This window comes from Lentzea sp. NEAU-D7, assembly GCF_026242055.1.
In the GTDB taxonomy this organism is placed as follows: domain Bacteria; phylum Actinomycetota; class Actinomycetes; order Mycobacteriales; family Pseudonocardiaceae; genus Lentzea.
This window is the reverse complement of the sequence record NZ_JAPJDL010000014.1, coordinates 23,781-49,137: the sequence shown is the minus strand read 5'-3', so window position 1 is coordinate 49,137 and position 25,357 is coordinate 23,781. Positions and strand designations below refer to the sequence as shown.

Annotated in this window: 26 protein-coding genes and 1 pseudogene; 17 read left to right on the top strand and 10 right to left on the bottom strand. The window is 70.8% G+C overall.

Annotation, left to right across the window (positions count from 1 at the left end; translation table 11 throughout):
* Nucleotides 1–23 precede the first annotated feature (23 nt).
* Nucleotides 24–797 (top strand): SGNH/GDSL hydrolase family protein, encoded by a 774-nt coding sequence (locus tag ORI60_RS26240; RefSeq protein ID WP_266040629.1) that lies wholly within the window; start codon nt 24–26, stop codon nt 795–797.
* A 3-nt stretch (nt 798–800) separates the two neighbouring features.
* On the opposite strand, the gene ORI60_RS26235 is transcribed toward ORI60_RS26240, so the two are convergent.
* The 5 genes from ORI60_RS26235 to ORI60_RS26215 are packed head-to-tail and all read right to left on the bottom strand — an operon-like array spanning nt 801 to nt 7,189.
* A complete protein-coding gene (locus ORI60_RS26235; protein ID WP_266040627.1) occupies nt 801–2,609 on the bottom strand; it encodes an ArnT family glycosyltransferase in 1,809 nt (602 codons plus the stop codon).
* On the bottom strand, nt 2,606–3,346 hold the full coding sequence (locus tag ORI60_RS26230; RefSeq protein ID WP_416234489.1) for a dolichyl-phosphate beta-glucosyltransferase: 741 nt from the start codon (nt 3,344–3,346) through the stop codon (nt 2,606–2,608). Before ORI60_RS26230 ends, ORI60_RS26235 begins: the two co-directional genes overlap by 4 nt.
* Complete coding sequence (locus tag ORI60_RS26225; RefSeq protein ID WP_266040626.1) at nt 3,343–5,061, bottom strand: ArnT family glycosyltransferase; 1,719 nt, start codon at nt 5,059–5,061, stop codon at nt 3,343–3,345. Before ORI60_RS26225 ends, ORI60_RS26230 begins: the two co-directional genes overlap by 4 nt.
* An 18-nt stretch (nt 5,062–5,079) precedes the next feature.
* Nucleotides 5,080–6,486 (bottom strand): sensor histidine kinase, encoded by a 1,407-nt coding sequence (locus ORI60_RS26220; protein ID WP_266040625.1) that lies wholly within the window; start codon nt 6,484–6,486, stop codon nt 5,080–5,082.
* The gene (locus ORI60_RS26215) at nt 6,464–7,189 is read right to left on the bottom strand and encodes a response regulator transcription factor (protein WP_266040624.1); all 726 of its coding nucleotides are present in this window, start codon (nt 7,187–7,189) and stop codon (nt 6,464–6,466) included. The genes ORI60_RS26220 and ORI60_RS26215 overlap by 23 nt, the downstream gene beginning before the upstream one ends.
* A gap of 109 nt (nt 7,190–7,298) precedes the next feature.
* Between ORI60_RS26215 and ORI60_RS26210 the strand changes: the two genes are divergently transcribed.
* From ORI60_RS26210 to ORI60_RS26195, 4 genes are all read left to right on the top strand, one after another.
* Nucleotides 7,299–7,808 (top strand): hypothetical protein, encoded by a 510-nt coding sequence (locus ORI60_RS26210; RefSeq protein ID WP_266040622.1) that lies wholly within the window; start codon nt 7,299–7,301, stop codon nt 7,806–7,808.
* Between the two features lie 65 nt (nt 7,809–7,873).
* Entirely contained in the window at nt 7,874–9,550 is a 1,677-nt protein-coding gene (locus ORI60_RS26205; RefSeq protein WP_266040620.1) for a bifunctional metallophosphatase/5'-nucleotidase, read from the top strand.
* Between the two features lie 74 nt (nt 9,551–9,624).
* Nucleotides 9,625–10,083, top strand: a complete 459-nt coding sequence (locus ORI60_RS26200) for a hypothetical protein (protein WP_266040618.1) — start codon at nt 9,625–9,627, stop codon at nt 10,081–10,083.
* Between the two features lie 10 nt (nt 10,084–10,093).
* The gene (locus ORI60_RS26195; protein WP_266040616.1) at nt 10,094–10,417 is read left to right on the top strand and encodes a hypothetical protein; all 324 of its coding nucleotides are present in this window, start codon (nt 10,094–10,096) and stop codon (nt 10,415–10,417) included.
* On the opposite strand, the gene ORI60_RS26190 is transcribed toward ORI60_RS26195, so the two are convergent.
* Nucleotides 10,414–10,872, bottom strand: a complete 459-nt coding sequence (locus tag ORI60_RS26190; protein ID WP_266040614.1) for an HAD domain-containing protein — start codon at nt 10,870–10,872, stop codon at nt 10,414–10,416. The two genes, ORI60_RS26195 and ORI60_RS26190, sit on opposite strands and share 4 nt — an antisense overlap.
* Nucleotides 10,869–11,321 carry a hypothetical protein gene (locus ORI60_RS26185; protein ID WP_266040613.1) on the bottom strand — a complete coding sequence of 151 codons (453 nt, stop codon included), beginning with the start codon at nt 11,319–11,321 and terminating at the stop codon, nt 10,869–10,871. The genes ORI60_RS26190 and ORI60_RS26185 overlap by 4 nt, the downstream gene beginning before the upstream one ends.
* Before the next feature lie 38 nt (nt 11,322–11,359).
* On the opposite strand from ORI60_RS26185, the gene mug reads away from it, so the two are divergent.
* Both mug and ORI60_RS26175 read left to right on the top strand, forming a co-directional pair.
* Nucleotides 11,360–11,854, top strand: a complete 495-nt coding sequence (gene mug, locus ORI60_RS26180) for a G/U mismatch-specific DNA glycosylase (protein ID WP_266040612.1) — start codon at nt 11,360–11,362, stop codon at nt 11,852–11,854.
* 192 nt (nt 11,855–12,046) lie between these two features.
* Nucleotides 12,047–14,881 carry an AfsR/SARP family transcriptional regulator gene (locus tag ORI60_RS26175; RefSeq protein WP_266040611.1) on the top strand — a complete coding sequence of 945 codons (2,835 nt, stop codon included), beginning with the start codon at nt 12,047–12,049 and terminating at the stop codon, nt 14,879–14,881.
* On the opposite strand, the gene ORI60_RS26170 is transcribed toward ORI60_RS26175, so the two are convergent.
* Complete coding sequence (locus ORI60_RS26170) at nt 14,871–15,422, bottom strand: hypothetical protein (RefSeq protein WP_266040610.1); 552 nt, start codon at nt 15,420–15,422, stop codon at nt 14,871–14,873. The two genes, ORI60_RS26175 and ORI60_RS26170, sit on opposite strands and share 11 nt — an antisense overlap.
* A gap of 301 nt (nt 15,423–15,723) precedes the next feature.
* On the opposite strand from ORI60_RS26170, the gene ORI60_RS26165 reads away from it, so the two are divergent.
* The 8 genes and pseudogenes from ORI60_RS26165 to ORI60_RS26130 all read left to right on the top strand — a co-directional run bounded on the left by ORI60_RS26165 (nt 15,724) and on the right by ORI60_RS26130 (nt 21,213).
* A complete protein-coding gene (locus ORI60_RS26165; RefSeq protein ID WP_266040609.1) occupies nt 15,724–16,194 on the top strand; it encodes a hypothetical protein in 471 nt (156 codons plus the stop codon).
* Nucleotides 16,195–16,235: 41 nt separating this feature from the next.
* On the top strand, nt 16,236–17,006 hold the full coding sequence (locus ORI60_RS26160) for an LLM class flavin-dependent oxidoreductase (RefSeq protein WP_266040607.1): 771 nt from the start codon (nt 16,236–16,238) through the stop codon (nt 17,004–17,006).
* A 63-nt stretch (nt 17,007–17,069) separates the two neighbouring features.
* Nucleotides 17,070–17,699, top strand: a complete 630-nt coding sequence (locus tag ORI60_RS26155; RefSeq protein ID WP_266040605.1) for a DUF4041 domain-containing protein — start codon at nt 17,070–17,072, stop codon at nt 17,697–17,699.
* Nucleotides 17,700–17,719: 20 nt separating this feature from the next.
* A complete protein-coding gene (locus ORI60_RS26150; protein WP_266040604.1) occupies nt 17,720–18,157 on the top strand; it encodes an SRPBCC family protein in 438 nt (145 codons plus the stop codon).
* A gap of 51 nt (nt 18,158–18,208) precedes the next feature.
* A pseudogene (locus ORI60_RS26145) lies at nt 18,209–18,715 on the top strand (ATP-binding cassette domain-containing protein); the annotation flags it as partial.
* A 224-nt stretch (nt 18,716–18,939) separates the two neighbouring features.
* Nucleotides 18,940–19,911, top strand: coding sequence for an ABC transporter permease (locus ORI60_RS26140; protein ID WP_266040601.1), 972 nt, complete (start codon nt 18,940–18,942; stop codon nt 19,909–19,911).
* A 35-nt stretch (nt 19,912–19,946) separates the two neighbouring features.
* Nucleotides 19,947–20,324 carry a GntR family transcriptional regulator gene (locus ORI60_RS26135; protein WP_266040599.1) on the top strand — a complete coding sequence of 126 codons (378 nt, stop codon included), beginning with the start codon at nt 19,947–19,949 and terminating at the stop codon, nt 20,322–20,324.
* 25 nt (nt 20,325–20,349) lie between these two features.
* Nucleotides 20,350–21,213: an ABC transporter ATP-binding protein gene (locus ORI60_RS26130; RefSeq protein WP_266040597.1), complete on the top strand. Its 864-nt coding sequence runs from the start codon at nt 20,350–20,352 to the stop codon at nt 21,211–21,213.
* 12 nt (nt 21,214–21,225) lie between these two features.
* Here the strand turns inward: ORI60_RS26130 and ORI60_RS26125 are convergent, their stop codons facing one another.
* Nucleotides 21,226–22,764, bottom strand: a complete 1,539-nt coding sequence (locus ORI60_RS26125) for a phytoene desaturase family protein (RefSeq protein ID WP_266040596.1) — start codon at nt 22,762–22,764, stop codon at nt 21,226–21,228.
* On the bottom strand, nt 22,761–23,624 hold the full coding sequence (locus tag ORI60_RS26120; RefSeq protein WP_266040595.1) for an NAD-dependent epimerase/dehydratase family protein: 864 nt from the start codon (nt 23,622–23,624) through the stop codon (nt 22,761–22,763). The genes ORI60_RS26125 and ORI60_RS26120 overlap by 4 nt, the downstream gene beginning before the upstream one ends.
* Before the next feature lie 202 nt (nt 23,625–23,826).
* Here ORI60_RS26120 and ORI60_RS26115 point away from each other — a divergent pair, with 202 nt between their 5' ends.
* Complete coding sequence (locus ORI60_RS26115; RefSeq protein WP_266040594.1) at nt 23,827–25,065, top strand: ABC transporter substrate-binding protein; 1,239 nt, start codon at nt 23,827–23,829, stop codon at nt 25,063–25,065.
* 103 nt (nt 25,066–25,168) lie between these two features.
* Entirely contained in the window at nt 25,169–25,342 is a 174-nt protein-coding gene (locus ORI60_RS26110; protein ID WP_266040593.1) for a hypothetical protein, read from the top strand.
* The last annotated feature ends 15 nt before the right edge of the window (nt 25,343–25,357 follow it).

Genomic DNA, 25,357 nt, shown 5'->3' with positions numbered 1-25,357 from the left:
CGGGCCCGCTGATGCTGTTCCGCGTGCTGGTGTTACTCGGTGACTCGACAGCGGTCGGGATCGGCGACCTCGTGCCCGGCGGCTGGCGCGGCTTCGGCCCGATCCTCTCCTCCGCCTGCGCGGACAACGGCTATCGCAACTACGCCGTCTCCGGCGCGCGGCTGGCGGACGTCAGGCGCACCCAGCTGCCCCAGGCGTTGCGGGACAGGCCCAGTGCCGCCGTGGTCATCGCCGGTGTCAACGACACGCTGAGGTCGGACTTCTCCGTGCGGCGGATGCACGAGGACCTCGACCACATCTGCCGCGAGCTGACCGCGGCCGGCGTCTCCGTCGTCACCGTGCGGTTCCACGACCAGGGCCGCGTGTTCAAGCTGCCCGGCAAGCTCCGGCGGGTCCTGAAGGACCGCATCGACGAGTACAACCGCGTGGTCGACGTGGTGGTGGCGCGGCACGGCGTGCGGTGCGTCGACCTGCACACCATGCCCGGCGCCTACGAGCTGGAGACGTGGGCGGTCGACCGCCTGCACCCGTCCGAACTGGGGCACCGGATGCTGGCGCGGGCGTTCGCGGCCGAGCTGCGCGCGCTGGGGCACCAGGTCGGCGAGGTCAGCCTGGAGTGCTCCGGCGGGCGCGAGCTGACGGTGTGGCACCACGTGGCGTGGCTGGCGCTCAAAGGGGTCCCGTGGCTGTTCCGGCGCGGTGCCGACCTGGTTCCGCTGCTGTGGAACGACGACACGCCGATCGAGGCGTGGCCGGTGCCGGGCGAGGTGGTCCCCGCCGACACCGGCCGCCTCTGACGGTCAGCCCAGGTCGTAGAGCGTCTGGCCACCGGCCGTGATGGGCTCGAAGTTGGCCGCGACCCACTCGCCGATGTCGCTGCCGCCACCGCCGGGACCGCCGCCCCGGCCGCCCTCGACGTAGTAGCGCACCTTGCCGGCCGCGACGAGCGCCTTGAACTCGTCGAGCGTGGGCGCGGGGTCGCCGCCGTTCCAGCCGCCGATCGCGATCACCGGCCGTCCGGACGCGAGCTGGAGCGACGCCGCGCTCTGGGCGCCGGTCGTCGCGGCCGCCCACTCGGTGCCGGTGGCCTTGAGCAGCTGCACGACCTCCGTGGACGACGTGCCCTGCCGCATGCCACCGCCCTGCTGGGAACGCGGGCCCGACAACGGGATCGAGCCGCTGTGCGTGACCGACGCGGTCGCCACGGCGTAACCGGAGGTGCCGAGCAGCGCCGCCACGACCAGGACGCCCACCAGCCCGCGCCGGTCCAGGCCGAACACCAGCGCCACCACGGCGAGCGCGGTGACGGCCAGCAGGACCCAGCGCAGCCACGGCGTCCAGTCCGGCGTGCGGTCGAGCAGGATGAAGCCCCACACCCCGGTCGCCGCGACCATCGCCGTCAGCGCCATCCGCGCCGGGAAGTGCCCGCGGCCGCGCCACAGCTCGCTTCCCGCGATACCGGTGACCGCCGCGATCGCCGGGGCGAGCGCCACCGTGTAGTAGGGGTGCGTGATGCCGCTCATGAAGCTGAACACCACGCCGCTCACGAGCACCCAGCCACCCCACACCACCAGCGCCGCACGGGTGCGGTCGGTGCGCGGCGCGCGGCGCAGGAACCACAGCCCGGCGCCGAGTCCGATCAGCGCGGCGGGCAGCAGCCAGGAGATCTCCGGGCCCATGCTGGCGCCGAACAACCGTCCGATGCCCGTGTCACCGCCGAAGCCGATGTTGCCGTTGCCGCCCATCCCACCGCCGCCGGGCCCTCCGCCGGAGTTGCCGAAGATGCGGCCGAGACCGTTGTAGCCGATCGCGAGTTCCCACAGCGAGTCGTTGGTGGAGCCGCCGATGTACGGGCGGCTGTCCGCGGGCCACAGCTCCACCAGAGCGATGAACCACCCGGCCGACACGACGACCGCGACACCGGCGCCGAGCAGGTGCAGCAGCCGCTTGAGCGGTGAGACCGGTGCCGCGACCAGGTAGGCCAGCGCCAGCGCGGGCAGCACCAGGAACGCCTGCAGCATCTTGGTGAGGAACGCGAACCCGATCGCCGAGCCCGCGAGCGCCAGCCACAGCGGGCTCGCCTTCTCCAGCGCCCGCACCGTGCAGTACGCGGCCGCGACCATCAGCAGCACCAGCAGCGCGTCCGGCAGGTTGAACCGGAACATGAGCGTGGCGACCGGGGTGAGCGCGAAGGCCGCTCCGGCGAACAGTGCCGCCGCAGGGCCGGACGTGCGCTTCACCGTCGCGTACAGCAGTCCGACCGCCGCGACGCCTTCGAGCGCCTGCGGGGCGAGCACGGTCCAGCTGGAGAAGCCGAAGACCTTGGCGAACAGGCCGCTCACCCACAGGAACGCGGGCGGCTTGTCGACCGTGATCGTGTTGCCCGGGTCGAGCGACCCGAACAGCAGCGCCTTCCAGCTCTGCGACGCCGCCTGCGTCGCCGCGGCGTAGAACTCGTTGCCGTAGCCGGAAGCGGTGAGGTTCCACAGGTACAGCACGGCCGTCGCCGCGAGCAGACCGAGGAAGGCGACGCGGTGCGACCTCTTCGCATCCCGGCGCTGTTCTGGCTTCGGTGCTGCGACGGGCGCGGGGGTGAGCGTGGCGGTCATGCCTCGACCCTTTCCGGTGCGGTGACCGGCAGGGCCGGCGATGAACGGCGCAACCGCGCGATGCCGCGCAGGTCGGCCAGGGCGGTGGCGAGGATGTCGACGCTGGAGTGCGGGTCGTCGACCCAGTCGACGGGGACCTCGTGGACGCGCAGGCCCGCGCGTTCGGCGAGCACGAGCAGTTCGGTGTCGAAGAACCAGCCGGTGTCCTCGACGTGGGGGAGCAGCCGGTGCGCGGCGCGGGCGTGGATCGCCTTGAACCCGCACTGCGCGTCGGTGACGTGCGTGCCGAGGCTGACGTGCAGCAACGCGTTGTAGCAGCGGGAGATCACCTCCCGCTTGACGCCGCGCACGACGCGGGCGCCGTGCGCGAGCCTGCTGCCGATGGCGAGGTCGGAGTGCCCGGACAGCAGCGGCGCGACGAGCGGTGCCAGCGCGCGCAGGTCGGTCGAGAGGTCGACGTCCATGTACGCCAGCACTTCCGCGTCCGACACCGACCAGACCTCCTTGAGCGCGCCGCCGCGGCCCTTGGACGGCAGGCGGACGCCGCGCACCCCGGCGTGCTCGCCCATCAGCTCCTCCGCGATCTCCCACGTGCGGTCGGTGCTCGCGTTGTCCGCGATGGTGACGCGGAAGTCGTGCGGGAACAGCTTCGGCAGGTCGGTGAGCAGCCGGTCGACGCACCTCGGAAGGTCGCGTTCCTCGTTGTGGACCGGGATCACCACGTCGACAGTGGTCATGAAGCGTCCAGTTCGTAGAGGGTGGCACCGGCGACGGTGGTCGCGGTGTAGTTCTCGGCGACCCACGCGGCGATGTCGTGGGCGGCGTCGCTGCCGGTCTCGCCCCGCATCATCCGGCCGGCCTCGACGTAGTAGTGGATCTGTCCACTTCGGACCATCTCCTGGAACTCCGCCAGGGTCGGCGCGGGATCGGTGCCGTTGAAGCCGCCGAGCGCCATGACCGGCTGCCCGCTCGCGAGCTGGAGCCCGGCCGCGTTGTTGGAGCCGATGGTCGCGGCGGCCCACCGGTAGGTGCCCGCGTCGTCCCGCAGGAGTGTCACGACCTCGGCATCCGGCGCCGTGGCGTCGAGCAGCCCGCCCGTGCCGCCCATCCGGCCGTTCGTCGGGCCCGCGACGGGCAGCGCGCCGGTGTGAGGCGTGGTGGCGGTGGCGAAGGAGTACGTGGTGGGGCCGAGCAACGCGGCGATGAGCGCGACGGGGATGGCCCAGCGCATCGACAGCACGAGGCCGACCGCCGCGATCAGTCCCGTCATCAGGACCAGCACCGCGACGGGCGTGGAGAACTCGTTGACCAGCGCGTAGCACTGCAGCGCGCTCAGCGCGACGGAGCCCGAGAGCACCGCTGCCGCAACGGGTTCGCCGCGGCGTTCCCACAGTTCGGTGGCCGCGATGCCGACGACGGCGGCGATCGCGGGTGCCAGTGCCACGGTGTAGTAGGAGTGGATGATCCCGTTCATGAAGCTGAACACCCCGGCGGTGACGACGAGCCAGCCGCCCCACAGAGCGAGAGCGGTGCGGGCGCGGCCCCTCGTCAGCCACAGCCCGGCGACCAGCAGCACCACGGCGGCCGGCAGGAGCCACGCGATCTGACTGCCCATCTCCGCGCCCAGCAGGCGGCTCCACCCCGCGGAACCCCAGCCGCGCCCGCCGCCCACGCTGCCGACCTCGTCACCGGTGAGGCGCCCGAAACCGTTGTAGCCCAGCGTCAGTTCGAGGACGCTGTTCGTCTGCGAGCCGCCGATGTAGGGCCGGTCCGGGGTGAGCTCGACGGCGGCGATCCACCAGCCGCCCGCGACAATCATCGCTCCCAGCGCGCCGGACAGGTGCAGGACCTTCCTTCCCGCCGGCGCCGGTGCGGCGATCAGGTACACCAGCGCGAACGCGGGCAGCACCAGGAACGCCTGCATCATCTTGGTGAGGAAGCCGAACCCGATCGCCACGCCGGCGAGCGCGAGCCAGAACGGACTGGCGTTCTCCACGGCGCGGGTCACGCAGTAGGCGCCCGCGATGAGCAGCAGCACCAGCAAGGCGTCCGGGTTGTTGAAGCGGAACATCAGCACCGCGACCGGGGTCAGCGCGAGCACGGCGCCGGAGATCAGCGCGGCGGCGGGGGAGAACCAGCGGCGCACCGTCGCGTGCAGCAGCCAGACGCTGCCCACGCCCATCAGCGCCTGCGGCACCAGGATGCTCCACGCGTTGACGCCGAACAGCCGCGCGGACAGGCCCATCACCCACAGCGAGGCGGGCGTCTTGTCGACGGTGATCGCGTTCGAGGCGTCCGACGAGCCGAAGAACCACGCCTTCCAGCTCGTCGCACCGGCCTGCGCGGCGGCGGAGTAGTAGGCGTTGGCCCAGCCCGAGTCCCCGAGCCGCCACAGGTACAGCGCGCCGGTCGCGATCAGCAGGACCGCCAGCGCCAGGCGTTCTCGTCTCATGGGGACGAGGGTCGCGGCCTAGCCTGGGTCGGTCGTGTGCTCCCGCTGTGAACGAGCTGTGTCCGGAGACGTTTTCAGGGAGACCGTGAACGTCGTGTGGCCCGGCTTGCTCGCGACCGACACCTCGCCGTCGTGCGCGCCGACCACCGCGGCCACGATCGACAGCCCCAGGCCGGTGCTGCCCGCCGCCCGCGAGCGCGAGGAGTCGCCGCGCGCGAACCGTTCGAAGACCTCCAGGCCCTCGGGGACGCCCGGACCGTCGTCGGTGACGCTCAGGTCGACGCGTCCGTCGTGGACGGACAGCCCGGTCGTGACGGTGGTGCCCGGCGGGGTGTGCGCGCGGGCGTTGGACAGCAGGTTGCCGAGCACCTGGTGCAGCCGTTGCACGTCACCGGGAACCGTGACCGGCTGCTGCGGCAGCGCCAGCTTCCAGCTGTGGTCCGGGCCCGCGATGCGGGCGTCACCGACGACGTCGAGCACCAGCCGCGACAGGTCGACGTCCTTGCTCTCCAACGGGCGGCCCGCGTCGAGCCTGGCGAGCAGCAGGAGGTCCTCGACCAGCGACGTCATCCGCAGCGCCTCGGACTCGACCCGGCTCATCGCGTGCGTGACCTCGGGCGGCAGGTCCGCGCCGGTCCTGCGGGTCAGCTCGGCGTAGCCCCTGATCGCGGCCAGCGGCGTGCGCAGCTCGTGGGAGGCGTCGGCGACGAACTGCCGGACCCTGGTCTCGCTGTCGTGCCGGGCTTTCAGGGCCTGGTCGACGTGGCCGAGCATCGTGTTCAGCGCGAGGCCGACCTTGCCGACCTCGGTGGCCGGATCGGTGTCCTCCTCCGGCACGCGTTCGGCCAGCGCGACCTCGCCCTCGTGCAGCGGGAGCTCGGAGACGCGCGTGGCGGTCTCGGCGACCCGGTCGAGCGGCACCAGCGCGCGCCGCACGACCACCCTGCCCGCCAGCGCGACCGCCGCCGCTCCCGCGAGGATGAGCCCGGCGAGGATCCAGACCATCTGCCACACGATGTCCGTGACGGGCTGCAGCGACAGGCCCTTGATGTCCCTGCGGTCGGTGACGACGCGGAACTCGCCCGCCTCGCCCAGGTCCACGGTGTGCGGGGTCGACGGCGCGGCCGCGAGCACCCTGATCTCGTCGTCGGTGAGCAGGCGCGGCGCCTGCCAGCCGGGCAGTTCGATCGTGCCGCGGATGCTGCCGTCGGGGAAGATCCGCGCGTTGATGCCGGGGGGACCGTAGGACGAACCGGGCGGTGCGGGCCGCAGCGTCGTGACCTCGCGGTCGAGGTTGCTCATCAGGAACGAGTGCAGCGCGAGCACCGAGATCCCGCCGATCACCAGGGACAGCGCGGTGAGCAGGACGATCTGGCCCGAGACGAGCTTCGCCCGCAGCGTCCTAGGACGCAGGTTTGAGGACATAGCCGGCGCCTCGCATCGTGTGGATCATCGGGGTGCGCCCGGCGTCGATCTTCTTGCGCAGGTACGAGATGTAGAGCTCGACGATGTTGGCCTGGCCGCCGAAGTCGTAGCTCCACACCCGGTCCAGGATCTGGGCCTTGCTCAGCACGCGCTTCGGGTTGCGCATCAGGTAGCGCAGCAGCTCGAACTCCGTCGCGGTCAGGTCGATCGAGGTGCCGGCGCGTTCGACCTCGCGGGTCTCCTCGTTCAGCGACAGGTCGCCGACGACCAGCCGCGTGCCCGCGTCCGCGTCGGTCACGCCGGTGCGCCGCAGCAGTGCGCGCAGCCGCAGCACGACCTCCTCCAGCGAGAACGGCTTGGTGACGTAGTCGTCGCCGCCTGCGGTGAGCCCGGCGATGCGGTCCTCCACCGCGTCCTTCGCCGTCAGGAACAGCACCGGCAGGATCGGCGCCTCCGCGCGCATCCGGCGCAGCACCTCGAAGCCGTCGAAGTCGGGCAGCATCACGTCGAGCACCACCACGTCCGGGCGGAATTCGCGCGCGGTCCGCACCGCCGTCGTGCCGTCGAGCGCCGTGCGCACGTCCCACTTCTCCATGCGCAGCGCCATCGACATCAGCTCGGCCAGAGTGGACTCGTCGTCGACGACGAGCACCCGGACGGGCTGTCCGTCCGGCCTGCGGAGTTCGGTCTTCACGGCGCGCATGGCTCCCATCGTGAACGCCGATCCTGTGTACCAGCTGTGAGCGATGCGCACAGCTCAGGCCTACTGCGCTCACAGGTTCGGCACAGCCGGCACCGGCACCGTGGCTCCCATGACCGAACAACAGTCCCCGGAGTGGGGCGCACCCCAGCCGGCCGAACCCGCCGGGCCCTCCGCCGGGCGCCCGGCGTGGACCGCGAAGAAGACGGTGGCGGCCGTGGCCATCGCCGTCGCGATCGCCGGTGCCGGTGGCGTCGCGATCTACGCCGCCAGCGGCACGAACCAGCAGACCGGCGCCGGGGGCATGGGACCCGGCGGCATGGCCGGCGGACCGCCGGACGGCATGCGCGGCGGCTTCAGCCTCGGGACCGGCACCACGACGCACGGCGAGTTCCAGACCGGTGAGGTCACCGCGATCAGCGACTCGTCCGTCGAGGTGAAGTCCACCGACGGCTACACGAAGACGTACGTGATCGACGCCGACACCGTGGCCGAAGGTGTCGAGAAGGGGGACACCGTGACGGTGATCGCCACCACAGCGGACGGCAAGTCCGTCGCCGCCAGCGTCGTCGAGCCTGGTCAGCGCGGCCAGCGGAACGGGCAGGCCCCTCCCACGAGGTGATTTGGGGTCAAGTGTGAGCGGTTATGGTCGGGTGATCAGCCCGACCACAACCGGAGGTGAGCGGCGTGCGCACGTTCACACTGACTGTGATGGGGTCGACGGACCTGCACGGCAACCTGTTCAACTGGGACTACTACCTCAACCGCGAGTTCGACGACTTCGCGCACAACGACGTCGGGCTCGCGAAGATCTCGACCCTGGTGAACGACGTGCGTGCGGCCGTGGGGCGGCATCGCACGTTGCTGCTCGACGCCGGCGACACCATCCAGGGCACGCCGCTCGCGTACTACTACGCGAAGGTCGAGCCGATCACGCGCGGCGCGCACACGCACCCGATGGCCGCCGCGATGAACGCCATCGGCTACACCGCCGCCGCGCTGGGCAACCACGAGTTCAACTACGGGCTGCCCGTGCTGCGGACCTTCGAGCGCCAGCTGGAGTTCCCGCTGCTCGCGGCCAACGCGCTGGACGTGGCCACCGGCCTGCCCGCGTTCCAGCCGTACGTGGTGAAGACGCTGTGGCGGACGGGCGGCCCGCCGTTGCGGGTCGGCATCCTCGGGCTGACGAACCCCGGCATCGCCGTGTGGGACCGCGCCCACGTCGACGGGGTGCTGACGTTCCCGGGGCTGGTCGAGCAGGCGTTGCACTGGGTGCCGGAGATCCGGCGCAAGTCCGACCTCGTGATCGTGGTGGCGCACTCCGGGGCCGACCTGTCGTCGTCGCTGGGCGACCAGGTGCCGTTCCCGGAGAACTGCTCCGAACTGCTGGCCGAGACCGTGCCGGGCATCGACGCGATCCTCGTCGGCCACGCGCACGTGGAGATCCCCTCGCGGTTCGTGACGAACAAGGTGACCGGGCGGCCGGTGCTGCTCACCGAGCCGTTGTTCTCGGGCAAGCGGCTGTCGGTGATGGAGTTCGACCTGCGCCACGAGGAGCACTGGGAACTGGTGGCGTCGCGGTCGTCCGTGCTGTCGTCGGCCTCGGTCGAGGAGGACCCGCGGATCGTGCGGCTGCTGCGGCACGACCACGAGCGTGTCGTGTCGTACGTCAACGCGAGGGTCGGGACCTGCGCCTCGGCGATGTCGGCCGCGCGGTCGCGGTTCGAGGACACGCCCGCGCTGCGGTTCATCAACCACGTGCAGGCGCTGGAGGTCGCGAAGTCCACCTCGCTGCCCGTGCTGTCGCTGTGCGCGCCCTACAACCGGGCGGCGGCGATCCCGGCGGGAGAGGTGTCCATCCGCGACGTCGCCGGGCTCTACATCTTCGACAACACGCTGGTGGGCGTGCGGATGACCGGCGGACAGGTGCGCGACCTGCTGGAGGAGTCGGCGCGGTACTTCCGGCAGGTCTCCTCGCCCGGACCGTTCTCCGCCGCCGAGATCTCGAACGACGTGCCCGACTACAACTTCGACATCGCCTACGGGCTGGCCGCGCCGCTGACCTACGACATCGACATCGCGCGGCCGGCCGGCTCGCGGATCCTGGGACTGGCCTACGGCGGGGAGCCGGTCACGGACTCGTGCGAGTTCGCGGTCGCCGTGAACAACTACCGGCAGGCGGGCGGCGGCGACTTCCCGCACATCGCCTCGGCGCCCGTGCTGCACAACCAGCAGCAGGAGATCAGGCAGCTGCTGATCGACTGGGTCAAGGCGGCGGGCGTGCTGGACCCCGCCTCGTTCGCCGGCGCGGACTGGCGGCTGGTAGCCGGCGGCGAGCCCGTCGTGGTGTCCACGAACGAGTGAATTAGCGCGCGATGTCCTGGGGGTTCCGCCCGAGGCGGTGGCACCCGAATGGCCGGATGGGATAGTCCAAGCGCGTGCAGTTGCCGCAACGCGTTGTCGTCGGTGCAGTGGTCGTGCCGGCCGTGCTCGCCTCGGTGGGGCTCGCGGCGCACCCCGCCCCCGCCGTGCCGCCGGGTCAGCTGGTCATCGCGGTGCGGGCGTCGGAGATCGTGCTGGCGGGCACCGCCGTCTCCGCGGGGGAACGGCAGGCGGTCGTGGACGCCGTGCGCGCGCAGACCGGTGCCCACCGGATCACCGACATGATCACCCCCGGTGCGGGCGCGCACGTGCCCGTCTCTGCGGCCGCGGCCGCGTCGCTGCTCGCGGCGGTGCTCGACCACGACGTCGCGGACTTCACCGGTGTCGTGCGCGTCGGACACCTGACCGCGTCGGCACGCGTCGCGGACCCGGAGCGCGCGGGCTCTCTGAGCGACGCCCTGCGCTCGGCCGCCCCCGGACTGCGCGTCGACGAGGACTTCACGACTACGGGCTAGGAGCTGTTGGGTGTTCGGGTTCTTCTTCCAGATGTTCCTGCTGTGCGCGGGAGCGTTCCTCGCCGGCGTCCTGCTGACCTGGCTGACCATGCGCTCGCGCGAGTCCGCGGCCACCGAGGCCCAGCCCCTGTCGATCATGGAGGAGCCCGCCGCCACCGCGCCCGCGATCAAGGCGAACTCGCGCACGATGATGTTCCACACGCCCGAGTCGCCGTACTACAAGCGGATGAAGGGCGACGCGTTCTTCCACTCGCCGGAGGACGCCCGCCGGGCCGGCTACACGATGTGGACGCCGCGCCCGCGCGTGCCCGCGGGCGCCGCTCCGAGCGCCTAGTTCGCGCGCAGCCAGGCGTCGAGTTCGAGGTAGCCGGCGTCGGTCAGGCCGTGGCGCGGGTCGATCTCGAGCAGCAGCGCCTGGTGGTGGTGTCCGGCGACCCGGGCGCGGTCCTTGTCGCTGATCTCGTCGTCCACCCAGGCGAACGGCCTTGTGCCCGTCAGGGCGACCAGGCCGCGGGTCTTCCAGTGCAGGCCCCGGCGCGCGTCGGCGTCCTCGGTCTCCGGGTCGTCCGGCCAGGTGGCGACCGGCAGCGACGGCAGGCCGAGCAGGGGTGCGATGTGCGTGTTGGCCTCGTCCATCCAGGTCGTGGCCCAGACGAGTTCACACGGCAGGGCGGCGAGCCGCGGGCCGTGCATCGGGTCGAGCCTGGCCAGGCCCGGTGTGCCGGGCACGCCGTCGCCGAAGGGGAGCAGCGGGCCGTCGACGTCGAGGAAGAGGACCGGGAGCGTCACGGGGTGACCGCCCGGTGGTCGCGCCACACCGTGCGCAGGGCCTCCAGTTCGAAGCGCGGGAACGGCCGGCGCCACTCGCGCTCGTAGTCCGCCTCGCCCTGCCGCGCCACCGCGTCGAAACACCGGACGGTGACGCGGGCGAGCGTGCCGAGCCGCTGGCGGGTGGACCAGATCTCCACGCCCGGCCGCCGGTCGTCGGGATGTTCGGTGAGCCGGATGTCGGCGAAGTTCCCTTCACGGGTGAACCGCCAGCGGTGGACGGCGGGTTCCGCTTCGAACACGACGACGGCCTCGACGTCGCCGAGCAGCAGGTGCGCCACGGCGCCCAGGAAGTGCTCGGGGGCCGGGCTGACGTACGAGGCGAGGATCCTCGCCTCGGCCTCGCGGTCGGCCACCCGCACGTCGGCCCATCCCGCGCGGACGGTCCAGGTCATCGACAGGTCGGCCACGGCGGGCACGCTACGGCGCACCTCGTAGGCTTGGCCACGTGATTGCCGACGTGATCAAGCCCGGCCTCGAAGTGCTCTTCTGCGGCATCAACCCCGGCCTGGTGTCGGAGGCGACCGGGCACCACTTCGCACGGCCGGGAAACCGGTTCTGGCCCGCACTTCATTTGTCCGGTTTCACTCCGTCCCAGTTCGCGCCCGCCGAGCAGGAGAAGCTGCTCGAACTGGGGCTCGGCATCACGAACGTCGTCGCGCGGCCCAGCGCCAGGGCCGACGAATTAACAATTGACGAAATGCGGCAAGGTGCGATCGAGCTCTCGGAAAAGGTCGAGCGGTATTCACCGAAGGTTCTCGCGATACTCGGTGTGACCGTGTACCGGACGGCCTTCGGTCGCAAGAAGGCGCAGGTGGGAGCGCAGCAGGACACCGTGGGCGGTGCGCGGCTGTGGATCCTGCCCAATCCGAGCGGGCTGAACGCGCACTGGCAGTTACCGGCGTTGGCGCAGGAGTTCGGACGACTCAAAGCCAGCCTGTAGAAACAGAACAAAACTTCACATTCATGCCCACTGAAAGTGCGCTGGACGGAGTGGGTCCTGGTCTGGTTGCATCCAGATCTGCGTCCGTTCGAGTGCATTCACCCAGAAGTGGAACCCCGGAAAGCCAGGCTGCGTCAAAATTTGGCAATGCCGTGCAGAACTCGGTGAATCTTCAACACTGGTGGGGGCACAGTGGAGGTCAGGATTCTCGGGCCGGTCGAGCCGACGGTGCCGCCCAAGCCCGCGCAGATCCTAGCTGTCTTGGCCGTCGAGTGCGGGAAGATCGTGCCCGTCGAACGGCTCATCGACCTCATCTGGGGCGAGGAGCCGCCGCCGCAGGCGCGCAAGTCGCTGCAGGTGCACATCTCTAGCCTGCGCCGCGCCGGGCTGCCGGTCGAGCACCGCGCGGCCGGGTACGTGCTCAGCGCCGAGCCCGAGAGCGTCGACCTGCACGCGTTCCGCAAGCTCGTGAGCAGAGCGGCCGACGAGGCCGACCTCAAGGTGAAGGCGGACGTCCTCGGCCAGGCGCTGCAGCTCTGGCGCGGCACGCCCGTGGTGTTCGCGCAGATGCTCGACGTGCAACGGCTCGCGGCCGCCGAGGCGTGGGTCGACGCCGAACTGGCGCTCGGCCGGCACGCCGGGCTCATCGACCGGCTCGGGGCGTTCGTCGCCGAGTACCCGCTGGCCGAACGGCTGCGCGGGCAGCTCATGACCGCGCTCGCCCGCACCGGGCGCCGGGCCGACGCCATGCGGGTGTTCCGCGAGACGCGCAAGGTGCTCGTCGACGAGCTCGGGGTCGAGCCCGGCGAGCAGCTGCAACAGCTCTACCGCGACGTCCTGGAGGGCTCGCGCGACAGCCGCCGCAACTACCTGCCGCGCGACGCGGGCGACTTCACCGGGCGCGACGTCGAGCTCGGCAGGCTGCTCGACAGCGACGGTGGCGTGTGGTGGATCGAAGGGCCGGCGGGCGTCGGCAAGTCGGCTCTCGCGGTGCACGCGGCGCACCGGCTGGCCGACCGGTACCCGGACGGGCAGCTGTTCGTGGACCTGCACTCGCCGTCCGGCGCGCTGGACGCGCTGCTGCGCGCGATGGACGTGCCGAGCGAACGGATCCCGGAGTCCGCCGAGGAACGGGCGGCGCTGTGGCGCGCGAGGGTCAGCGGGCGGCGGGTGGTGATCGTGCTGGACGGCGTCACGAGCGTCTCGCAGGTCAGGCCGCTGCTGCCGGGCAGTCCCGGCTGCCTGACCCTGATCACCAGCCGCAGCAGGCTGTGCGGGCTCGAAGGCGTGCGCCGCGTCCCGCTGGACGTGCTGAGCAGCGACGAGGCCGTCACGCTGCTGCAGCGCATCCTCGGCGACGACCGGGTCTCCGCGGAGCCCGACCAGGCGCAGGAGGTCGCGCGGCTGTGCGGATACCTGCCGCTCGCGGTGCGGATCACCGGCGCGCGGCTGGCCGGGCGCGCGCACTGGCCGGTGTCGAAGCTCGTCAGGAGGCTGTCCGACGAACGGTCCCGGCTCGACGAGCTCGTCGCGGACGACCTCGCGGTGCGGGCCGGGCTGGAGCTCACCTACCGGGCGCTCGACGAGAACGCCCGCCGCGCGTACCGGATCTTCGGGTTCCTCGGGCTGCCCGAGGTGCCGAGCTTCCTGTGGGTGCACCTGCTGGACGAGGACGTGCTCGACCAGCTCGTCGACGCGCGGCTGCTCGACGTCATCGGCAGCGCGCGGTACCGGATGCACGAGCTGGTGCGGCTGCACGCCCGCGAGCTCGCCGAGGCCGAGGACGGGCAGCGGGAACGCGAGGACGTGGTCAGGAGGGCGGTGGTCGCCGCGCTGTCCACCGTGGACGGGCTGACCGAGCAGCTCTTCCTCGCCGTGCCGCGCATGCAGGACTCGCTGGGCGTCGTCTCGTCCGCGGCGCGGCCGACCGACAAGGACGCCTGGTTCGGGCGCGAGGAGCCGTTGCTGACCAAGCTCGTGGAACGAGCCGCCGAACTGGGGCTCGCGGAGATCGCCTCGCAGCTGGCCGAGGTGCTGGTGTTCGCCTGGTTCGGGCTCAGGAACCGTTACGACGCCTGGGAACGAACACACACAGCGGCGCTGGAGGCCGTGTGGAGAACCGGGGACGTGCGGCTGGAGGCGGTGCTGCGGTGCAGCCTCGGGCAGATGCACTACAAGCGCGACAACCTGGAGCAGGCGCGGTCGTGGTTCGACACCGCGCAGACGTTGTTCGTGGACCTGGGCGACAAGCGCGGCGAGGCCGTCGCGATGAACGGCATCGGCATGGTGTGCCGCGACCTGGGCCAGTACCCGTGCGCGCTGGAGGCACTCGACCGCGCCCGTGAGCTGCTGGAGTCCCAGGACCTCGAGGGCGAGGCGCACGCGCTGTACGGAATCGGCTCCATCAAACGGGAACTCGGCGACGACGAGGGCGCGTTCGGCACGCTGCGGCTCTCCGAGACGGTCTACCGCCGGGCGCGCAGCCGGCGGGGTGAGGCACTGGCCGCCCGCGGGATCGGGCTCGTGCACCGCGCGCGCGGTGAGCTCGACCTCGCCGAGGAGCACATCCGGCGCGCCCACGAGATGGTCGCGGGCACCGGTGACGAGCTGCTCGCCTGCTACACCGCGCAGGCGTGGGCAAAGGTGCTGCTGCGCAAGGGTTTCCTAGATCCGGCCGCGGAACTGATCCAGCGGGCGCTGGACGGCTGCCGCGACGTCGGCGACCGGTTCGGCGAGGCGCTCGTCCGCCGCACGCTGGGGGAGTGGCGGCTCGCGGCGGGTGACCACGCCGGTGCGAGGACAGCGCTGACCGACCTGCTGCCGGTGTGGAACGACCTGAGCCTGCCGCTGTGGCGGGCCAGGACGCTGCGGGACCTGGGAGCGGTCCACGCCCGTCTGGGGGACGTCGAAGGCGCGGACCGCTCCTGGCGCGAGGCCGCCGGCGTGTTCACACGACTGGGCACCAGGGAGAGGGAAGAGGTGCACCAGTGGCCGGCTCAATGGGCCCCGCCCGCACTCAGCCGGTGATCTTCTTGTACTTCCACGGGGCGTAGCCACCGCTCTTCAGCGAAGAGATGGTGACGGTCTCGTGGTCCATGTCCGTCGCGGTGCTGCCCTCCTCGTAGATCCACGCCGACGTCTTCGCCGAGTTGGCCCACTTCTCGAACAGCTTCACGTGACCGTTGCGCAGGATCATGTCGCCCGGCTTCAGGTTCGCCCAGGAGATCTTGGTGGCGACCTCGTCCAAAGTGGACGTGTTGCGGCTCGTCGTGAGCTTCCACGTCATGGACACGAAGCCGGAGCAGTCCGTGCGGTACTTCTTGCCCTTGTTGATGTCCCAGGCGTAGGCGGACTGGCTGTACGGGACCTTGCGGTCCCACCAGTCCTTGGCGCGCTTGATGACCTCGGTGCGGCTGATCGAACCGCCGTACCCGGCCGCCGCCTCGACCTGCGAGAGGGTGGTCTCCTGCTCGGCAGGACCCTCCGGTGCGGCCTGGGCGACGCCGCTCAGGCCACCCAGCAGGCCCAGCGAGATCGCGGTCGCCGCGACTGCGTGGCGAATGCGCATGGTGTAGCTCCGATCGACTTGCTGTTGGTGATGACCGGAACTGTCCACGGTGGCGCCAAAGATCGGCCTAAGGCTGGTTTAGGCCTTCCTTTACCGCTCCTTCCTAGCGTCACGGCCGAAATCTTGCCGAGTCAGTTCGCGGTCAGACGGGTGGATCGTGGTGCCGCCCCCACGTCCTCGTACTGGTTGTACGGGGGCGTGGGGGCGGTGCCGCGAGCCGCCCTGCTGAGCGTGAACTGGCCGCCGAGATTTCGGCCGTGACGCTAGTTCGCCGCACCTCGGGCATAAGGAGAGAGAGCACATGTTCGTTCGCACGATCGCAGCCGTGGTCGCGATGTTCGCCGCTCTGATCATGGGCGCGTCCGTCGCGTCGGCGGCCCCGGCGAAGTACACCCACACGCAGGCGACCGCGCAGCTGCGCGCGGCCGGCATCACCTGGACGTCGAGCGGCGGCTGCAGCGACCGCAACCGCCCGAACTGCACGTCCTTCGAGCAGATCAACCAGACGACCATCGCGGGCGCCAAGACGTTCAAGAGCGCGTCGGGCTGTGCGCTGACCATCACCGGCGGCACGGAGACCGGCCACGCGTCGGGCACGTACTCGCACTGGAACGGCTACAAGGTGGACTACCGGCTGTCCAGCTGCGTCACCAACTACATCAAGGGCAGCTTCTCGTCCATCGGCGGCAACAAGTGGAAGTCGAACGCGGGCAACATCTACTACCTCGAGTCGAACCACTGGGACGTCACGTACCACAACTGCGGCTGCTGACGTTGTTGCTGATCTGAGGTGAGGCCGGTAGTAGTGGACGGGTGATCACACTCGGCGCCGTCTACCGGCCCCAGCTCCCTCCCGAGAACCTGCGTTCCGTCGTCCTCGCGGCCGAGGAGTCCGGTGTGGACTCGTTGTGGCTGTGGGAGGACTGCTTCCTGGAGAGCGGGATCGCCTGTGCCTCGGCGGCCCTTGCCTGGACCTCGCGGCTCAAGGTCGGCGTCGGCCTGCTGCCGGTGCCGCTGCGCAACGTCGCACTGACGGCGATGGAGGCGGCGACGCTCGACCGGTTGTTCCCCGGCCGCGTCATGATCGGCGTCGGGCACGGCGTGCAGGACTGGATGGGCCAGGTCGGCGCGCGGGTGTCGTCGCCGCTGACGTTGCTGCGCGAGTACACCGGCGCGCTGAAGGCGCTGCTGGCCGGCGAGCGCGTCACGGTCGAAGGCCGGTACGTGAAGCTGACCGGCGTCGCGCTGGACTGGCCGCCGCCCGCGCCGATGCCCGTCTACGTGGGTGGCCACGGCGCGAAGACCCTGGCCCTGGCCGGTGAGGTCGGCGACGGCACCATCCTCGACGCGTCGGCCGACGTCGACCACGTCCGGGCCATCAGCGCCACCCGCGAGCACCCCGTGATCGTCTACGTGGAGACGGACTCGCGGGACCGCGCGTTCGTCACGGACCTCGTCACCTCGGTCGCCGCCGCCGGCGCCACCAGCGTGATCCTGCAGCAGTCCGCCACGAGCGAGGACCCGGAAGGGTTCGTCCGTTTCGTGGGATCACTCGATGGAGTGAGTGCCTGGCGTCGTGGTTAACGGCGGATTCCTCCTTGCGATGGAACGGTCATGGGCCTTTCGTCGCAGATCGGGGAGGTAAGCATGCTCGGGCGCAAAGACCGCCGGATCGCTGAGCTGGAGCGGGCCGTGGAGGGCCTGCAGGAACTCCTCGCCCGAATCGGTGACGCCCGATCAGCGCAGACCGACGCGCTGGAAGAGGTCGACCGAGCCGGTGCCGAACTCGTAGCGCTGCGGCACCGGATCAACAGGGCACGCGCCGAACTGCAGCCGTTGAAGGAAGAACTGACCCTGCAACGGGCAGGGGTGTTCCGCACCGACGCCGTCGCGGACCACCAGGCGCAGCTCGACCTCGTCCACGACGAGATGAAGACCCTGATCAAGACCGGTGCGGCGATCGAGGGTGGCGGGCAGGTCACTCTCAACGGATCGGACGCGACCGGACGCAGGCTCGTCGAGGACTGGTCGGCGCTGATGCTGCGCTCGTACAACTGCGAGGCCGAGAACTGCCTGCGCATGCTGCGAGCCGGCGGCCTGGACGCGGCGAGGAGGCGGCTCGATCGCGCGGCGTCGGCGATCGAACGCCTCAGCGGGACGTTCGCGCTCCGCGTCTCGCCGCGTTACCAGGCCCTGCGCACGTACGAGCTCGAACTCACCGCCGACCACCTGCAGCGCAGGGCGGAGAGCCGCCGCACCCGCCGGATTGCTTCCTGATCCACGGGGTACTCCCCGGCATGGCCGAGGTCACGCTGAACATCGAAGCACCCGCCGCACACGTCTGGGACGTGCTCGCCGACGGCTGGTCGTACGGGGGCTGGGTGGTGGGCGCGTCCCACATCCGCGACGTCGACACCGGCTGGCCCAAGCCCGGCACGCGCATCCACCACAGCGTGGGCCCGTGGCCGTTGGTCATCGACGACGTGACCGAGGTGGTCCGGTGCGAGGCCCCCACGCTGCTGGAGCTGGACGCCCGGCTCTGGCCCGCGGGCGCGGCGCGGATCACCTTCGTGCTGCGGGCGCGGTCCGAGTCGCTGACGGAGGTGCACATGACCGAGAGGGTGGTGCGCGGGCCGTCGACGATCCTGCCGAACGTCGTGCAGGACCTGCTGCTGACGCCCCGCAACAAGGAGACGCTGCACCGCCTCGGCGATCTGGCCAAGGGCCGTTCCTGATTCACCACCCTTTCACTAGGTAACTAGTGAAAGGGTGGTACGGTCGCTCCCATGAGTCAGAGGGAGCATCCGCCTGTCCTGGCGGAGAGCCTGGGGAAGAAGTACTCGCGGGGCTGGGCGTTGCGCGACTGCTCGCTGGAGATCCCGGCGGGCCGGATCGTCGCGCTCGTCGGGCCGAACGGGGCCGGCAAGAGCACGCTGATGGGCATGATCACCGGGTTGCTGCGGCCGACGACGGGCCGGATCTCGGTGTTCGGCGACGTGCCGAGCGGGCGGGGGATGCACCGGTCGGTGGCGTTCCTGACGCAGGCCAAGCCGCTGTACCCGCAGTTCACGGTCACCGAGACGCTCAAGTACGGCCGGAACTCCAATCCGGGGTGGGACCAGGCGTACGCCGAGGAGCTCGTCGAGAAGGCGCAGGTGCCGTTCGCGGCCAAGGTCGGGACGCTCTCGGGTGGTCAGCGGACGCGGGTCGCGCTCGCGCTGGCGCTGGGCAAGCGGCCGCGGTTGCTGATGCTCGACGAGCCGCTCGCCGACCTCGACCCGCTGGCGCGCGAGTCGGTGCTGCGCACGCTCGTCGAGGAGTGCCGGGCGCAGGGCATCACGGTGCTGCTGTCGTCGCACGTGCTCGCGGAGCTGGAGGACGTGTGCAACCACCTCGTGCTGCTCGCCGACCACCGCCTGCGGCTGGCCGGTGACGTCGGCGCGCTGCTGCGAGCGCAGCCGGAGCACCGGACGCTCAGTCAGCTCGCGCTCGCCCACATGCGGACGGAGGTCGCGGCATGACGTGGGTCGTGTGGCGCCAGCAGCGGCCCGTGTTCATCACGCTGGTCGCCGGTCTGGTCGTGAGCGTCGCCGCCGTCCTGCTGTGGCGGGCGGCAACGGTCGCGGACGTCCAGGCGGGCAACCTCGCGGACTGCGTCCTGAGAGGTCTCGACGCCTGCCGGGGCAAGGCCGCCGACGAGTTCCAGGACGCCTGGTTCGACAAGCTGCACATCGCTCAGGGCACCGTGCTCGCCGCGCCCGCGGTGATCGGTGTCTTCGTCGGCGCGCCGTTGTTCGCGCGGGAGTTCGAGCAGGGCACGCACACGCTGGCGTTCACGCAGTCGGTCAGCCGGACGCGCTGGATGGTGACCAAGTTCCTCGTCGCGGGCCTGCCCGCGCTGGCCGTGGTGCTCGTCTACCAGCTCGTCGTGCACAGCTGGCTGGACGTGGCCGGTGAGCTCGGGCCGCTCGCCACGGGGAAGTTCTACTTCACGACCTTCGAGTCGCAGGGCGTGTCGCCGATCGCCTACACGCTCTTCGCCTACACGCTCGGCATGGTCGCGGGCGCGGTGTTCAAGCGGACGCTCGTGGCGATGACCCTGACGCTGGCGGTGTTCATCGCGGCACGGGTCCTGATCAGCGGTCTGCGCGAGTCCATGATCACGCCGACCCGCGTGGTCACGGACGACCTCGACGGCCGCACCGTCCTCGACGGCCGTCCGCTCGTGCTGGAGTCGGGTTACCTGGACGCCGCGGGAGCGGTGGTCGCCGATCCGACGCCGAAGATGAACTGCGTCGGCAGGGGCGACGCGCAGGGGATCGTGGACTGGGAGACCTGCTACCGGGAGAACGGGCTCGCGCAGCGGTACTCGGACGTCATCCCCGCCGACCAGGCGACGGCGCTGCACCTGCTGGAAGGGGCGGTCTTCGCGGGGTTCGCGGTGCTGTTCGTGCTGGGCTCGGTGTGGGCCGTGCGCAGGCAGGTGTGACTTGAGTGGACGGGTGGACACCTATGCTGAGCGGCGTGATCGAGTTTCGCATCGATCGGCACTCCGGGGTGTCCACCTATCTCCAGATCGCCGCACAGGTCAAGCAGGCCATGCGGATGGGGCTGCTCGGACCCGGCGACAAGCTGCCGACGGCACGGGAGGTGGTGGAGGCCACCAGGGTCAACCCCAACACCGTGCTGAAGGCGTACCGCGAGCTCGAACACGAGGGGCTCGTGGAGGGCCGCCGGGGCATGGGCACGTTCGTCACGGCCTCGCTCGCCACCGACGCGACGAAGGCGGACGCGCCGCTGCGGCAGGACCTCGACCGGTGGATGGACCGCGCGGTCGACGAAGGGCTCTCGGCCGACGAGGTCGACGCGATCTACACCGACGTGCGAGGCACGCACTACTGATGTCCACTGTGGACGTGGGAGCACGATGAACGCCAGTCCGGTGCGGGCTGAGAACCTCGCGAAGCACTTCGGGCGCACGAAAGCGCTCGACGGCTGCTCGTTCGAGCTGCCGGAGGGCAGCGTGACCGCGCTGGTGGGGCCGAACGGCGCCGGCAAGAGCACGCTGCTGTCGTTGGTCGCCGGGCTCGCGAAGCCCACCCGCGGCGAGATCACCGTGCACGGCACGGCGGTGCGCGGCCGAATGCACCCCGACGTGTCGCTGCTGACCCAGAAAAGGCCGCTCTACGACCAGTTCACCGTGCGCGAGCTGATGCGGGCGGGCGCGGCGATGAACGACCGCTGGTCCGCCGAACGCGCGGACGAGGTGCTGGATCTCCTTGCGGGAGTGGACAAGGACGCGAAGGTGCGCACGTTGTCCGCCGGCGCGCGCACGCAGGTCGCGATCGCGCTGGCGCTCGGCCGGCTGCCGAAGGTGCTGCTGCTGGACGAACCGCTGTCCGACCTCGACCCGCTGGCGCGCGACGAGACGCTGCGGATCGTCATGACCGACGTCGCGGAGCGCGGCACGACGGTGCTGCTGTCGTCGCACCTGCTGACCGACCTCGGTGACGTCTGCGACCACCTCCTGCTGCTGGACGAGGGCCGCGTGCAGGTGGCGGGCGAGATCGAGGAGATCCTGGGTGATCACGGGGTCGTCGTCGGACCCGCCGGACTGGACCTGGACACCGACGGGACCGTGGTCGACTCCTCGCACACGTCCCGCCAGACGACGGCGCTGGTGCGCGGTGGCAGCGCACCCGAGGGATTCCAGTCCGAGCACCCCGACCTGGAAGCGCTGGTGATGGGGTACCTGCGGGCGTCACGCACCCGCAGGCTCGCCCGCCGGTAGACCAGGGGCCAGTCAGTAGATGGCTTTCTGGGCTCCCTGGACCAGCGCCCGGTACAGCCCGCCCGCCACACCCCAGCGCGCCATCGCCGCCCGTGCCGCGTTCGCGCCCGCCGCGCCGTGCACGCCGCCGCCGGGCCACGCCGACGAACCGGTGAGGTAGAGCCGGTCGAACGGGGTGTCCGCGCGGCCGAGACCGGGCACGGGCCGGAAGACCAGCTGCTGGTGGATCGCCGCCGTGCCGCCGTTGACCGACCCGATGTCGGCGGGGCCGAGCACCGAACGCCCGAGAATGCGCGAGCGGAAGCCGGGTGCGCGTTCCTCGATCATCAGCTCCAGGCGGTCGGCGCGGCGCTTCAACCGGTCCGGTGTCCAGTTCCCGCCCAGCGGCACGTGGGTGTAGGCCCAGGCGGCCTCGGTGCCGGCGGGGGAACGCGACGGGTCGGTCGTCGTCATCTGGCCCAGGATCATGAACGGGTTGCGCGGCACCTTGCCGCACGCCAGCTCGTGGGCCACGCCCGCCAGGCCGTTGAGGTCACCGCCGAGGTGGACCGTGCCCGCCTGCGCGGCTTCCGCGTTGCGCCAGGGGATCGGGCCCGACAGCGCCCAGTCGACCTTGATCGTGTCGCCGTCCCACTGGAACCTCTTCAGGTCCTCCGCGAGCTTCGACGGCAGCGCGTCGCCACCTATCAAGTCCAGGTAGAGCCGGGGCGCGGGCACGTCGGCCAGCACGGCACGGCGTGCGCGCACAACGGAACCATCCGCCAGACGCACGCCGACGGCGACACCGCGTGCGTGCAGGACTTGGGTGACGCGCGCGCCGGTCTCGATCCGGCCGCCGAACCTGCGGACCAGGGACGCGGCCAGCTCACCCGCCCCGCCGCGCGGCACGGGGTTGCCGACGTCCTGGGCGAGCATGGCGAGCAGCCAGCCGAAGCCCGCGCCACCGGCCTGGTCGGGGCCGAGGTCCGAGTGCATCGTGTTGCCCGCCAGCAACAACCGGGCGCCCTCACCGGCGAAGAGCTCCTCGCCGAGGCGCCGCACGGGCAGCGTCAGCAGCCGCGTCAGCCGTAACGCGTCACCGGCGCCGAGCGTCCTGAGCAACGACAGACCGCCGCGCACGGGCGGGAAGGGCCGCAGCAGGCTCTCCAGCACGGCGCCCCGCACCTGCTGCCAGCGGGCGTACTCGGCCTGCCAGGCCTCGGCATCCGAATGAGCGAAGGAGCCGACGGACTTCGCGGTGACGTCCACGTCACGAGAAAGGAGCGCGACACGGTCGTCCGGCAGCACATGGGCCAGCACGGCAGGTGCGTGTTGCCACTGCACGTCGAGGTTCAACGCGCCGATGACCGGCGAGCCGAGGCCGAGGGGGTAGAACGCGCTGTAGACGTCGTTGGTGAATCCCGGAGCGGTGATCTCGGCCGACGTCACGGCGCCGCCGGCCGTGTCGCGCTGCTCCAGCACGAGCACGTCCCAGCCGGCGTCCGCCAGCAGGGTGGCGGCGACCAGCCCGTTCGGGCCGGAGCCGATGACGACCGCGTCAACCTCGTTCACGCACGTCCTCCCATTGCAGCGATGACCTCACGCAGCACATCACGCGCGTCGTGTTCGGGCCACCATCCCAGATCTTCATGTGCTCGTGTGGTGCGCACGAGAGGCGCCTGGTCGGCCATCCGGACCCACTCGGGGGTCAGGGGCTGCAGCCCGATCCGCGCGGTGGCCCCCGCGAGCTTCTCGATCACCGGGTACGGCACCGGCAGCCGGGCCGCCCCCACCCGGCCCGCGATCATCGGCGCGGTCAGCACCGGTTCGGCGGCGAGGTTGAACGCTCCCAGCGCCTTGCGGCGGACGATCTCGGCGATCGCGCGCGCCACGTCGTCCGCGTGCACGAGCTGCAGGCGCAGGTCGTTCCACAGCGGGACCGGCAGGAACGGCAGCAGCCCCGGCGGGAGCAGCGGGCTGAGCAGCCAGCGGCGGATCTTCTCCGCCGCGGACGCCTGCCCGATGCCGCACGGCCGGATCACCGTGCACGGCAACGGATAGCGCTGGACCATCTCCTCCAGCCGCACCTTGTGGGCGCTGTAGGTGTTGCCGGCGATGCCCGTCAGCGGCCACGACTCGTCGACCCGCGTCCAGCGTTCCGCCGGGCCGTAGGCCGCGACCGAAGAGGCGAGAACCACGTGGCCGACGTCTTCCTTCACACACGCGGCGAGCACGTGCTCGGTGCCGTCGACGTTCGTTTCGCGGTTCGTCGGCTTGATCGCCCACGCCAGGTGCACCACGACGTCGGCACCCCGGAACGCGTCGCACAGCGACGAGAGTGTGCGCACGTCGACACCGGCGTCCTCGAAGTCCAGGTGGCGGCGCAGCGCGCTGCCGACGTTGCCGGACGCACCGGTGACGACGATTTTCACCCTGCCCGGATACCCGCGATGTGACCGATCACGCGTATCTCATTTCGTTCGGCACCGAAGAGCTAGCACACTCCGTAGTCGAGCGGTAGTCACATGAACCTAACGTGCCTGTGTTCCGTAGCACATAAGGGGCCATTATGTGAGGCTCCGCTCAATACTGAGCTACCGCTTAGTATGTCGATCTTCTGGACAAGGACCCTGCATGCCCCTCCGCCGTGTACTGCCCACCGCCGCCTTGGCGCTCGCCGTCCTGGTGGCCGGCTGCGGTGCCAAGACAGACGAGAAGGTCCAGGTCAAGACCGGTCCGGGCGTTACCGACGACACGATCTCGCTCGGCATCCTCACGGACATGACAGGGCCGTTCAAAGCCTCCGCGCTGACCCGCATGAAGGGCTACGAGCTGTACCTGAAGCAGGTCAACGACCGCGGCGGCATCTGCGGTCGCAGGATCGAGCTCAAGCAGAAGGACCACGCGTACGACGTGCAGAAGGCGCTCGACGCGTACTTCGACCTGGAGCCGCAGATCCTCGGCCTGCTGGAGCTCGCGGGCACGCCGATGACCGCGGCGATCGAGCCCGACATCATGCAGACCCGCACGCTGACCGCTCCCGCCTCGTGGGCCGCGTCGCTGCTCGGCAACCCGCACATGATGATCGTCGGCACCACGTACGACCTCGACGTCATCAACGGCCTCGACCACTACAAGCGCAAGGGCGTGATCAAGGACGGCGACACCGTCGGCCACGTCTACGTGCGGGGCAGCTACGGCGACAACGCCGTCGAGGGCAGCCGGTTCGTCGGCACGCAGTGGAACATGAAGATCGCCGAACAGCCCATCGGCGAGACCACCGCGGACCTCGCGCAGCAGATCGGCGCGCTGAAGGCCGCGGGCGCGAAGGCCGTCGTGCTCAGCACCACCCCCGCCCAGACCGCCGCCGCCGTCGGCGTGGCCGCCGCGCTGAAGTGGGAGGTGCCGTTCATGGTCAACGTGGTCGGCTTCGACACCGCGATCCTCGACTCGCCGGTCGGCGCCGCCGTCGAGAAGCAGGTGTCCGTGGTGACGTCGGTGGCCCCTTTCACCGGCACCCAGGCGGGCCCGCGCGAGGTCGCGGCCGCGTTCAACAAGTACTACCCGAACGACAAGCCCGCGATCTACGTCGACCACGGCTACACCGTCGCGAAGGTGTTCCTCTCCGTCGTGGAGAAGGCCTGCCAGGACGGCGACCTGACGCGCGACGGCGTGCTGAAGGCGTTCCACAACACCAACGGCCTGGACACCCAGGGCCTGACCAGCGCGCTGCACTACTCGCTCGTCGGGCGGCCGTCCGCGACGCAGTCGTACATCACCAAGGTCGACTCGAAGGCGCCCGGCGGTCTCACGACCGTCGAGGAGCTGTTCGAGTCCGAGCTCGTGAAGGCCAAGGGCACGCGCGCCAAGTAACGACTCCGACTCGGCGGCGCCACCGCGGTAACCGCCTGTCAGATCGACTCGATGTGGTTCTCACACAGGTGCCGCCGCCTGTGTGAGAACCACAGGAGTCGCCATGGCCGCATCCAGTGCGATCCAGGAAGTGCTCGTTGCCGCGGTGCCGGAGCCCTCGCCGGGGCTGCTGCGGCTGATCTACCTGTTCCTCGTGCAGAACCCGCTACCAGCGGTTGTGATCTTCGCAGGTCTCGTCATCGGCGTCTGGTTCCTCGTCGCGTGGGCCAAGGACTAGCACGCCCAGGAACGA